This window comes from Nonomuraea sp. NPDC049419, assembly GCF_040676995.1.
Taxonomy (GTDB): domain Bacteria; phylum Actinomycetota; class Actinomycetes; order Streptosporangiales; family Streptosporangiaceae; genus Nonomuraea; species Nonomuraea salmonea.
Genome location: NZ_JBFAQB010000003.1, coordinates 862,304 through 872,604, shown reverse-complemented (window position 1 = coordinate 872,604; position 10,301 = coordinate 862,304). Strand labels below are relative to the sequence as shown.

Sequence of the window (10,301 nt, the reverse complement as noted above, 5' to 3'; positions counted from 1 at the left end):
TTCCCCCCCCCCCCGCCGCCCCCCCCCGCGCCCCCGCCGGCCCCCCCCGCCCCCCCCCCGCGGCTGCGTACGCTGAACGGGTGACGACACTTGTCCTGGACGGAGGGCTGGCGACCCAGCTCGAGAGCCTCGGCGCCGACCTGCGCGACGAGTTGTGGTCGGCGCGGCTGCTGCTGGAGGAGCCCGAGCTGATCAGGCACGCGCACGCGTGCTACTTCGCGGCGGGCGCCGACGTGGCGACCACGGCCAGCTACCAGGCGACGCTGCCGGGGTTCGAGCGGCGCGGGCTCGGCGCCGGCGAGGCGGAGCGGCTGCTGCGGCTGTCGGTGAAGCTGGCGGCGCAGGCCCGCGACGAGCACGGGCGCGGGCTGGTGGCGGCCTCGGTGGGCCCGTACGGCGCCTATCTGGCCAACGGCGCCGAGTACACCGGCGACTACGACCTCGACGAGGACGGCCTGTACGCCTGGCACCGCCCCCGCTGGGAGATCCTCGCGGCGGCCGGGGCCGACCTGATGGCCTGCGAGACCATCCCGTCCTATCCGGAGGCGCGGGCGCTGGCCCGGCTGCTGGCCGGCACGCCCGAGGTGAAGGCGTGGGTGGCCTTCTCGTGCCGCGACGGCGAGCGGCTGAGCGACGGCACGCCCATCGCGCAGGCGGCGGCCGTGTTCGGCGGCAACCCGCAGGTGGTGGCCGTGGGCGCGAACTGCACGGCGCCGCGCCACATCCCCGGCCTGATCGGCTGCCTGTCGAGCGGGCTGCCCGTGGTCGTCTACCCGAACTCGGGCGAGACGTGGGACGCCGGGCTCCGCCGCTGGACGGGCCTGGCCGACCCGGTGGAGTTCGGCCAGGCGGCCAAGGAGTGGCAGCAGGCGGGCGCGTCTCTGATCGGCGGCTGCTGCCGCACGACGCCGGAGTACGTCAGGCAGATCCGCGCCCACCTGTCCTGAGCCAGGATCTTACGGGTCAGGCGACGGCCGGGGCGGTGCGGCGGCGGCGCAGGAGCACGTTGTCGAGGGCGAAGGCTCCCCCGCCGGTGAAGCCGACCGCCAGGCTGGCCGCGGCCAGCGCCAGCACGAACTCGTAGCCGCCCTCGCCGGCCAGCCCGTTGGCGCCGTGCACGAAGACGATGGCGCCGAGCATGTCGAGGGCCAGCAGCGACCCGGCGACGGGCAGCGCGACGCCGAGGATCAGCGCCAGCCCGCCGAGCACCTCCAGCGCGGCCACGGCGGGCGCGGCGACGCCGGCCAGCGGGATGCCCACCGACTCGAAGAACTTGGTCGTGCCCTCGATGCCCATGGTCGCGAACTTCTGATAGCCGTGCACCAGGAAGATCACCCCGACGGCGACCCTGGCGAGCAGCAGGACGACGGGGCGCCCCTGATCCACCATGCGTGCTCCTTCTTGATGTTCAGATTTGAACGACAACTCTAGCAGTGATGGTTCAAATTCGAACGACAGTACACTGAGTCGGTGACGGACCCCCGATGGCTGGACTCGACGGAGATGGCCGCATGGCGCGCCTTCCTGGCCACTTCCCACCTGCTTGAGCGGCGCATCGAAGAGCAGCTCAAAGCCTCTGCCGGGCTCACCCACCCGCAATACGAGATCCTCGTGCGGCTCTCCGCCGCCCCCGGCCGCAGGCTGCGCATGACCGAGCTGGCCAGGGGGGTGGTGGTGTCGAAGAGCGCGCTGACGTACCAGGTGACCCAGCTGGAGAAGGCGGGGCTGGTCGAGCGGGAGACGTGCCCGTCGGACGACAGGGGCGTGCTGGCCGTGCTCACCGAGGCGGGCGTGCGCTGCCTGGAGCGGGTGGCGCCCGGTCACCTGGAGGTGGTGCGGGCGTACCTCATCGACCGGCTCAGCAGGGAGGAGCTGCAGGCGATGACGAGCGCCATGCGCAGGGCGGAGGAGGCCTTACGCTCCTCCGCGTGAGCGGCCCCCCTCAGCTCTGACCCTCAGCTCCGGCCCTCAGCTCCGGCCCTCAGCTCTTGGCGGCCGCTGCGCGGGCCGCACGCTCCATCTCGACGCGGGCGCTCGCGGCGTATTTGTCGACGTATTCCTGGCCCGACAGCTCCATGAGCGCGTACATGATCTCGTCGGTCACCGCGCGCAGCACCAGCCGGTCGTCCTCCATGCCGTAGTAGCGGGAGAAGTCGAGCGGTTTGCCGAACCGCACGCCGGGACGGATGCCCAGCTTGGGCAGCGGGCGCCCGGGCGGCATCATCTCGTACGTGTTGATCATCGCCCACGGGATCACCGGCACCCGCGACTCCAGCGCGAGCCGCGCCACGCCGGTCTTGCCCTTGTAGAGGCGGCCGTCGGGCGAGCGGGTGCCCTCGGGGTAGATGCCGAGGATGTTGCCCTCGCGCAGGATGCGCAGCCCGGTGCGCAGCGCGGCCTCACTGGCCTTGCCGCCCGAGCGGTCGATGGGCACGGTGCCGACGCCGCTGAAGAACAGCCGGGTGAAGAAGCCCTTGACGCCGCGGCCGGTGAAGTAGTCGGCCTTGCCGAGCGAGATGACCTTGCGGCGGATCTGGAGCGGGCCGAAGAAGTGGTCGGCGAAGGACAGGTGGTTGCCGGCGAGGATCGCGGGCCCCTGCTTGGGCACGTTTTCCGCGCCCTCGGTCCAGGGCCGGAACACGAGGTGGAGAAACGGCCCCAAGACGGCCTTGACCACCCAGTAGAACACCTGGCACCTCTTCCCTGGTCACGTCGTCGAGATCGGCAGAGTCATCTTCCCACCTCGCGGGCCATGCTCCTACCTCACCTCTCGCACAATTACCCCAGAACGTGCGACGATCGGGCCGTTCCGGCAGAAATTGCCGGAATGAAACAGCACGGAGGAGCTGTTATGCCGCTCATGCCAGGCGCGGAGCCCTACCACCATGATGCAGGCCCGGTGGGCGTGCTGTTGTGCCACGGGTTCACCGGCACGCCGCAGTCGCTGCGGCCGTGGGCCGAATACCTGGCCGGGCACGGGCTCAGCGTTTCGCTGCCCCGACAGCCCGGTCACGGCACCAGGTGGCAGGAGATGAACCGCACCCGCTGGGAGGACTGGTACGCCGAGGTGGAGAAGGCGTTCGCCGATCTCCAGGGCCGTTGCGCGGAGGTGTTCGTGGCGGGGCTGTCGCTGGGCGGCTGCCTCGCGCTGCGACTCGCCGAGGTGCACGGCGCGGCGATCAGGGGCGTGATGGTCGTCAACCCCTCGATCGCGCTCGACGTGCCGCTGCTGAGGCTGGCTCCGCTGCTCAAGTGGTTCGTCGCGTCCGTGCCGGGCGTCGCCAACGACGTCAAGAAGCCCGGCGTGACGGAGCTGGCCTACACGCGCACCCCGGTCAAGGCGGCGGCCTCGCTGCCGGGCCTGTGGTCGCTGGTGCAGGCCGACCTGGCGAAGGTGACACAACCGCTGCTGGTCTTCCACAGCACGGAGGACCACGTGGTGAAGCCGACGAGTGTCGCGATCATCCGCGCGAAGGTCCCGCAGGCCACGATCGAGGAGCTTACCGATAGCTACCATGTTGCGACGCTGGACAACGATGCCGACAGGATCTTTGCCGGGAGCCTCGACTTCATCCGGACACATGCCTCGGTACCCTTGCAGAGGGACTGATCGCACCCAGGGGGAAGTCGCGATCGCTGCGGAGAGGCCCATCTAGGTGACGCCCCAGAGTGACGAGGACGAGGTCTGGCGGCAGATCGTCGCGTCCTTCAACGACACAGCCGAGCGCGATTCGGCCGACCAGCCATGGCCGGACAGCGAAAACCTCCCCGCCGAGCCGACCCGCCGGGTGGTCAAGCCGCCCGAGAGCGAGCCGGGCGAGGACGACGACCCGCCGCGCGACGGCGCCGACGACAGCACGGGCGAGGGCTCCGAGGACGATGAGGAGGAGGGCCACTTCGTGCCTCCGCCGCCGCCTCCGCTGCCCAAGCTCGACCTGGCGACCAAGCTGGCGTGGGTCGCGCTGTTCGGCGGTCCCGCCTATCTCCTGGTGGCGGCCATGGCGAGCTGGCACATGGAGGGGTGGGCGCTGTTCACGGCGGTGGCGGCGTTCATCGGCGGGTTCGTGGCGCTGGTCGTGCGCATGGGCGACGGCCCGCCCAACGACTCCGGCTGGGACGACGGCGCCGTCCTTTAGAGGCTGACGTGGGCCCGGGCTAGGACGGCGCCGTCCTTCAGAGGCTGGCGTGCGGGCCCGGGCTAGGACGGCGCCGTCCTTCAGAGGCTGGCGTGCGGGCCCGGGCTAGGACTTCTGGGTGCTGGTCCTGGGCACGAACGACTCCACCACGTCGGTGTACTGGTCGTCGGGGTCGACCGCGTGGCCGACCGCCCACACCGTGCCCTTGCCGGCGAGGTAGGTGACGGCTTGCAGGCGTACGCTGTCGCGGTCTTTCTGGGTGGCGCCGCGGATGATCGTGCAGGAGCCCTTCTCGCAGCGCAGCATGAACGGCACGGCGGCGTGGGCCGGGTCGTAGCCGGTCATCCAGTAGCGGCCCTTGCCGTCGCCGGTGACGCCGTAGAGCCTGGCCTCGGACGAGCCGGGCAGCCGCAGGCGGCTCCAGCGCTTGCCGTTCCAGACCAGCGCGAGCGGCGAGATGTCGCCTGGGCCGCGGTAGACGCCGCCCACGGCCACCGCCCGCTTGGAGCTGTCGACCTGGATGTCGCGCAGGTAGCCGCCGGGGACGGAGGGCAGCGTCATCGATTTCCACGAGCCGCCCGAGTAGTGGACGACCAGCGGCCTGGTGCCGGTGTCGCCGACCGCGAACCCGCCGGACACCGCGTAGAGGGCGCCCTTCTCCTTGGTCTGCTGCACGGTCCAGGTGGTGCCCTGGCCGGTGAGGATGAGCCCGTTCTTCTCGCGGCTGCCGACGGCCACGACGCGGCCCGGCTTGGCGTCGATGCCGCCGAGCCAGTCGCCGGCGCGCAGCCCCTGGGGCCTGACCCGGTCGAACCCGGCCGTGTCGCCGTGGGCGAGGTAGGGCAGGCCGTCGTGCCCGTCGCCGACCGCCCAGACGTCGGAGGCCGACGCGGCGGCCAGGCCGCGCAGGCTGCCCGCGGCCGTGGCGTCGCGGATGCCGATCTCGGCCCACCTGCTGCCGTTCCAGTGGCGGATGGTGCCGCGGTTCTTCCAGACGTCCCAGATCTCCTGCTGGCCCACCGCCCAGACGTTGTCTGCGGTGATCGCGAGCACGTCGGACAGCGAGCCGTCGGCCTGGAGGCGCACGCTGGTCGACTGCTGCCACGCTTCGGCGGCGGGCCGGGGATCGGCATGCGCGGCGGGCGTGACCTGCGTCAAGGCCACGGACGTCGCCAAGATCAGAGAGAGCGCACGCCGCTGAAAGCGACGGGTCATGAGGGAAATGCTACGGGCTCACGCGCCTGTCTTGCCCGTTAGTGCCCAACTCTCAACTCCGCCACGACCGGGAAATGGTCACTCGCGCCCGCCTGATCGGTGCCGGTGAGCGGCACTCCGCACGACACGACGGCGATCTCGGGGGCGGCGAACACCGCGTCGATGCGCTGGCGCGGGCGCGGCGCTTTGAACGTCGGCCCGCCGCCCGCCGGCGCCTCGGCGTGGCAGTCGGCCAGCCGCGCCGCCAGGTGGCGCCAGGCCGGCTGGTGGTCCTGCTCGTTGAGATCGCCGCCGAGCACGATGGAGGCGTCGTGCCGGGCGGCGGCGTTCTCCATGAGGGCGATGATCTCCTCGACGTGGTACGCCCGCGCCGCCTCGTCCAGGTCGAGATGGAACGACCCCACCACCAGCCGGCCCCCGTCCCGGATCGGCTCCACGACGGCCAGGGCGAGGGCGCGGCGCTCCAGCCCCCGGAAGGGGCGCAGCGCGTGGTGCTCGGCGTGCAGCACGCGCATGCGCGGCCCGGTGAGCACGGCGACGCCGCCCGCCCTGCCGTGGGTGGCGACGGCGAGCCCCGCCGAGGCGGCCAGCGCGCCCCTTCTGGCCCGCCACCGCACGAACCTCGGCACCTCCTGCACGCACAGCACGTCGGCGCGCAGCGCGACGACGACCGGCGCGAGCGCGGCGAGCCCGGCCCGCATCCCATGCACGTTGTACGTCCCGACCCGGACAGGAAGCATCACAGGTCGCCGCCTCCGGCGCCGCCGGGCCCTGGCATCACGGATCGCCGGGCCCGGCCGGCCGGCCAGGCGGCCACGAGTCGCCGGGCCTCGGGGCCGGCTGGCGAGGTGGTCACCGGCCGCTGGGGGCTAGCGGCGGCGGGCGAGGTCGGCGGCGCCCACGACGCCGGCGGAGGCGCCCAGCTCGGCCAGGCGGATCTCGGCCAGGGGGCGGTGGCCGCGGCCGGTGAGCCGTTCGGCGAACGCCTGTCTGGCGCGGTCGATGAACAGGTCGGCGGCGCGGGACACGCCGCCGCCGACGATGAAGCAGCCGGGGTCGAGGATGGAGGCGAGGTCGGCCATGCCCTGCCCGAGCCAGTCGGCCAGGTTGGCGAAGGCGGCCAGGGAGACCTCGTCGCCGAGCCTGGCGGCCTCGGTGACCTCTTCGCCCTCGATCTTGCCGCCGGCCAGCCCGAGCAGCGTGGCGGCCCGCTCCGGCTGCGCGCCGGCCAGCTCTCTGGCCTCCTTGACCAGGGCCTGGCCGCTGGCGTACTGCTCCCAGCAGCCGATGTTGCCGCAGCCGCACTCGCGCCCGCCCGGCTGCACCTGCATGTGGCCCAGCTCGGCGCCCATGCCCCAGCGGCCGCGGTAGAGGGCGCCGTCGAAGACGAGCCCGCCGCCGATGCCGGTGCCGAGGGTCAGGCAGACGACGTGGGACTGCCCCCTGCCCGCGCCGAACCTGGTCTCGCCCCAGGCCATGGCGTTGGCGTCGTTCTCGATGACGACCGGCAGGCCCACGAGGCCGCTGATCTTCTTCTGCAGCGGCTCCTCGCGCCAGGCGAGGTTGGGCGCGAAGCGGATGACGGACCGGCTCTCGTCGACGAAGCCGGCCGCGCCGACCCCGACCGCCTCGACGTCCCGGCCCTCGGACAGCTCGCGAACGACGTCGGCCACCGTCTCCGCCACCTTGTCGGGGCGGTCGGCGGCGGTGGGCCTCAGCGTGTGTTCGACGATCTCGCCGTTGTCGTCGACCACACCGGCGGCCACCTTCGTCCCGCCGATGTCGACACCGATCGTGAGCATTGCCGCGTGTCTCCCTATCCCAGATCTATGTGTTGAACGTTGTCACGATTGTCACGATTGTCACGGTCCTCGCGCTGCGTGTCGCGCCGGTCACGGGGTCCGCGGGGGGCGGGCTTGCTCAGCGCGTCGAGCGCGCCGCGGAAGGCGGCGAACAGCTCACCGCCGGCGGCCACCAGGTGGCCGGTCACGTCGCCGCCCGACTCGCGCTGCGCCGCGATCGCCCGGCACACCGGGCAGGCCCGGCAGATGTACTCGTCGTGGGGCTCGGAGACGGCCTCCTCCCACACGTCGCGCTCCCTGCGGGAGCGGCCGCCGACCGCGCCGGACAGCGAGCCGGTGAAGGAGTCGAACACGCTCTTGCCGACCTGGCGGGTCGCCCGGCCCTGAAGCGACTCGAACAGCTTGCGCGCCTCGTCGGCCACCGTGCCGATCGGGTCCCTGTCGGCCTGACCGGAGCTCTCTCGCCCGGTCTCCCTATGGGTGTCCCTATGGGCGTCTCTGCCGTTCCTGTCACTGTTGTCGCTCATCCTGGTCCTCCAAGCTCGTGGGGTCGCTCATCCATTCAACTCATCAGGTCGCGGATTCGCTCCCTCGGCGGACCACGTGACGCGAAGCACACCGTCGCGCAGCGCCGCTCCGCTGATCTCCCTGCGGGCCAGCGCCGCGGGAAGGGCCAGGATCCTGCGGTACGGGCCCGCCGTGACGATCAGCTCGTCACCCTTGCGGGCCAGGTCGACGTTCTCCCGGTCGGCGCCGGGCAGGGCCAGCTCCAGCTCGTCGGCGCTCATGCGCAGCGGCGGGCGTACGGAGTGGGCGGCGAACGGGTCGGCGTCGCCGTACATCGCGGCGCCCACCTCGGCCAGCGCGTCCTTGCCCACGGGCTCGGCGGGCAGGTAGGGCACGACGTGGATGGGCAGCGGCGCGAACGACTGCTCGGCCTCGGCCAGCAGCCTCGACTGCGCCTCCACCCATCCCTTGCGCCACGCGTCGGCGCCGTCGCCGCCGGGGAAGACCCGGTTGGCGATGACGGCGTCGACGCGGTAGCCGTACAGGCTGAGAGAGGTCAGGGTGCGCCTGGCCTCGGCCAGCACCACCGACTCGGGGGTGAGCACGAGCCGCACGGAGGCGTGGTCGCCGGTGAGCAGCTCGCGCACCTCCATCAGGCCGCGGTGGAAGCGCTCGCCCGCGTTCATGACGTCGTCGCCCGGCGCGCTGACGCGGGCCACGCCGCGGACGAACGGCGAGACCAGCTTCAGCACCCGGCGCCCGACCGGCATGAGCCGGTTGACGTGCCAGTCGAGCGCCTCGGGCAGCGCCAGCAGCCGCAGCGTCTCGGCGGTGGGCGCGCAGTCGACGACGATGACGTCCCAGCAGCCGTCGCGGGCGTGGCGGCGCAGCTCCAGCAGGGCGATCAGCTCTTCCGCGCCCGGCAGGACGGTGATCTCCTCGGAGGTGATCTCGTCGAGCCCCAGCTCGGCCAGCACGCCCCGCGCGTAGTCGCGCAGCTCGCCCCATTGGCGTTCCATCGACTTCTGCGTGTCCACCTGGTGCAGGTGCAGGCCGGGCGCGATCTCGCCGGGCTCGGCGGCGAGCGCGTCGGCCAGCGAGTGGGCCGTGTCGGTGGACACGATCAGCGTCTTCAGCCCGCGGCGGGCGGCCAGCGTGGCCGTCGCGGCAGCGGCCGTCGTCTTGCCCACCCCGCCCTTGCCGGTGAAGAGCAGAACCCGCGGGTGCACCTCAGCGGCCTTCGACGCGCTTCTTGAGGCCCTTGAGCGCGGTGTCCACGATGACCTTCTCGGCCTTGCGCCTGATCATGCCGATCATGGGGACGCTGAGGTCGACCGTCAGCTCGTACGTCACGTCGGTGCCACTGCCCGACTCGGAGAGCCGGTAACTTCCGCGCAGGTCGGAGACCATCTTGCCGGGCTCGACCACCTGCCAGCTCACGCCCTCGTCGCCCTGCCAGGCGTAGCCGAGCGTGTAGGTGTCGCTGATCGGCCCGGCGTCGAGGGTGAAACGCACGGTGCTCGGCCGTCCGGCGTCGTCGCTGGTCAGGACCTCGGCGCTCTTGACCTGGCCGGCCCATTGGGGGTAGCTGGGGAAGTCGGCGATGACCGCCATGACGTCGGCGCGCCCGGCGCCGATCGTGGTGCTCGAAGTGGTCCGATCAGCCATGGCGACCACGTTAGTGCACAAACCGCCGGTGGCGGCGTAAGGGCCCAGATCACCATTCGAGGACGTACGGGACGCCCCTGCTGCGGAAGTGGCCCACGTTCACGCACTCGGTGCGGCCCACGCGGGCGCGCGCGTGGAGGGGATTGTGCACGTGGCCGAACAGGGCGTAGCGGGGCTGGGTGCGCCTGATCGCCTCCAGCGTGGCCTCGCTGCCGCGCTCGAACCGCCTGGCCACCACGTCGTAGAGCAGTTCGGGCAGGGCGGGCGGGATGTGGCAGCACAGGACGTCGACCTCGCCGACGGCCTCGACCTTGGCGGCGTACTCCTCGTCGCTGATCTCGTGCGGCGTGCGGTATGGGGTCTGCAGCCCGCCGCCGACGAACCCGAACCGCAGCCCGCCGATCTCCGCCACCTGCCCGTCGAGCACCTGGTGGCCCGGCCTGACGTAGTCGGACCACAGGCGGGGCAGGTCGACGTTGCCGTAGGTGAGGTAGGCGGGGGTGGGCATGGCGGCGAACAGGGCGGTGTACTGGGCGCGGACGTTGCGCTCGATGTGCTCGCGCGGGTCGCCGTCGAGCGTCGCCCACAGCCGCGCCGACATGGCCCTGGCCTCGTCGAAGCGCTTGGCCGTGCGCAGCGCGATGAACCGGGTGGCGTTGTCGGCGCCGAACAGGTCGGCGAAGATGCCCTGGGCGTGGTCGTCGTAGTCGACGAACAGGATGAGGTCGCCGAGGCAGATCAGCGCGTCGGCGCCGTCACCCGCCCTGGCGAGCGCGTCTGCCCTGCCGTGGACGTCGCTGACGACGTGGACCCTCATGAGGCAGATCCTATGCGGTGTCTGCTCGGGGGCCCGCGCCGCACCGCAGGACGGCCTTCGGCTTGCTAGCGTGTGAAACGCCCTTCATAACGCCTCAATGACGGAGCTACCGGCGCGTAACTTCAGGCGGTAACGTCCAGGCGGAGTCCGAAGAGG

Annotated in this window: 13 protein-coding genes; 4 read left to right on the top strand and 9 right to left on the bottom strand. The window is 72.1% G+C overall.

The genetic code is table 11. The features are described 5' to 3' along the window. Window positions 1–80 precede the first annotated feature (80 nt). On the top strand, window positions 81–947 hold the full coding sequence (gene mmuM, locus AB0K12_RS14005) for a homocysteine S-methyltransferase (protein WP_364559795.1): 867 nt from the start codon (window positions 81–83) through the stop codon (window positions 945–947). A gap of 16 nt (window positions 948–963) precedes the next feature. Here mmuM and AB0K12_RS14000 read toward each other — a convergent pair whose 3' ends face one another. Continuing rightward, on the bottom strand, window positions 964–1,389 hold the full coding sequence (locus AB0K12_RS14000) for a DoxX family protein (RefSeq protein WP_355424855.1): 426 nt from the start codon (window positions 1,387–1,389) through the stop codon (window positions 964–966). Between the two features lie 81 nt (window positions 1,390–1,470). Here AB0K12_RS14000 and AB0K12_RS13995 point away from each other — a divergent pair, with 81 nt between their 5' ends. Next, window positions 1,471–1,932 (top strand): MarR family transcriptional regulator, encoded by a 462-nt coding sequence (locus tag AB0K12_RS13995; protein ID WP_345401107.1) that lies wholly within the window; start codon window positions 1,471–1,473, stop codon window positions 1,930–1,932. 49 nt (window positions 1,933–1,981) lie between these two features. Here the strand turns inward: AB0K12_RS13995 and AB0K12_RS13990 are convergent, their stop codons facing one another. Next, window positions 1,982–2,689, bottom strand: a complete 708-nt coding sequence (locus AB0K12_RS13990; protein WP_364559790.1) for a lysophospholipid acyltransferase family protein — start codon at window positions 2,687–2,689, stop codon at window positions 1,982–1,984. Window positions 2,690–2,851: 162 nt separating this feature from the next. On the opposite strand from AB0K12_RS13990, the gene AB0K12_RS13985 reads away from it, so the two are divergent. Further along, window positions 2,852–3,610: an alpha/beta fold hydrolase gene (locus AB0K12_RS13985; protein ID WP_345401101.1), complete on the top strand. Its 759-nt coding sequence runs from the start codon at window positions 2,852–2,854 to the stop codon at window positions 3,608–3,610. Between the two features lie 46 nt (window positions 3,611–3,656). Next, window positions 3,657–4,136 (top strand): hypothetical protein, encoded by a 480-nt coding sequence (locus tag AB0K12_RS13980; protein ID WP_364559787.1) that lies wholly within the window; start codon window positions 3,657–3,659, stop codon window positions 4,134–4,136. A 105-nt stretch (window positions 4,137–4,241) separates the two neighbouring features. On the opposite strand, the gene AB0K12_RS13975 is transcribed toward AB0K12_RS13980, so the two are convergent. The 7 genes from AB0K12_RS13975 to AB0K12_RS13945 all read right to left on the bottom strand — a co-directional run bounded on the left by AB0K12_RS13975 (window position 4,242) and on the right by AB0K12_RS13945 (window position 10,145). Then, the gene (locus tag AB0K12_RS13975) at window positions 4,242–5,351 is read right to left on the bottom strand and encodes a hypothetical protein (protein WP_364559784.1); all 1,110 of its coding nucleotides are present in this window, start codon (window positions 5,349–5,351) and stop codon (window positions 4,242–4,244) included. Between the two features lie 38 nt (window positions 5,352–5,389). Next, window positions 5,390–6,091, bottom strand: coding sequence for an endonuclease/exonuclease/phosphatase family protein (locus AB0K12_RS13970; protein WP_364559836.1), 702 nt, complete (start codon window positions 6,089–6,091; stop codon window positions 5,390–5,392). A 129-nt stretch (window positions 6,092–6,220) separates the two neighbouring features. Continuing rightward, on the bottom strand, window positions 6,221–7,153 hold the full coding sequence (locus AB0K12_RS13965; RefSeq protein WP_364559781.1) for an ROK family glucokinase: 933 nt from the start codon (window positions 7,151–7,153) through the stop codon (window positions 6,221–6,223). Window positions 7,154–7,167: 14 nt separating this feature from the next. Then, a complete protein-coding gene (locus tag AB0K12_RS13960; RefSeq protein ID WP_364559778.1) occupies window positions 7,168–7,680 on the bottom strand; it encodes a DUF5304 family protein in 513 nt (170 codons plus the stop codon). Between the two features lie 27 nt (window positions 7,681–7,707). Then, on the bottom strand, window positions 7,708–8,889 hold the full coding sequence (locus tag AB0K12_RS13955; protein WP_364559775.1) for an ArsA family ATPase: 1,182 nt from the start codon (window positions 8,887–8,889) through the stop codon (window positions 7,708–7,710). Between the two features lies 1 nt (window position 8,890). Beyond that, complete coding sequence (locus AB0K12_RS13950) at window positions 8,891–9,328, bottom strand: SRPBCC family protein (RefSeq protein WP_364559772.1); 438 nt, start codon at window positions 9,326–9,328, stop codon at window positions 8,891–8,893. 49 nt (window positions 9,329–9,377) lie between these two features. Further along, window positions 9,378–10,145: a metallophosphoesterase gene (locus tag AB0K12_RS13945; protein ID WP_364559769.1), complete on the bottom strand. Its 768-nt coding sequence runs from the start codon at window positions 10,143–10,145 to the stop codon at window positions 9,378–9,380. Between the last annotated feature and the right edge of the window lie 156 nt (window positions 10,146–10,301).

What these genes read in the sequence shown, in the direction of transcription:
- AB0K12_RS14000 (WP_355424855.1), bottom strand. Translation starts at nt 1,389, where the DNA reads ATGGTGGATCAGGGGCGCCCCGTCGTCCTGCTGCTCGCCAGGGTCGCC.
- AB0K12_RS13960 (WP_364559778.1), bottom strand. Translation starts at nt 7,680, where the DNA reads ATGAGCGACAACAGTGACAGGAACGGCAGAGACGCCCATAGGGACACC.
- AB0K12_RS13950 (WP_364559772.1), bottom strand. Translation starts at nt 9,328, where the DNA reads ATGGCTGATCGGACCACTTCGAGCACCACGATCGGCGCCGGGCGCGCC.
- AB0K12_RS13975 (WP_364559784.1), bottom strand. Translation starts at nt 5,351, where the DNA reads ATGACCCGTCGCTTTCAGCGGCGTGCGCTCTCTCTGATCTTGGCGACG.
- AB0K12_RS13970 (WP_364559836.1), bottom strand. Translation starts at nt 6,091, where the DNA reads ATGCTTCCTGTCCGGGTCGGGACGTACAACGTGCATGGGATGCGGGCC.
- AB0K12_RS13945 (WP_364559769.1), bottom strand. Translation starts at nt 10,145, where the DNA reads ATGAGGGTCCACGTCGTCAGCGACGTCCACGGCAGGGCAGACGCGCTC.
- AB0K12_RS13965 (WP_364559781.1), bottom strand. Translation starts at nt 7,153, where the DNA reads ATGCTCACGATCGGTGTCGACATCGGCGGGACGAAGGTGGCCGCCGGT.
- AB0K12_RS13985 (WP_345401101.1), top strand. Translation starts at nt 2,852, where the DNA reads ATGCCGCTCATGCCAGGCGCGGAGCCCTACCACCATGATGCAGGCCCG.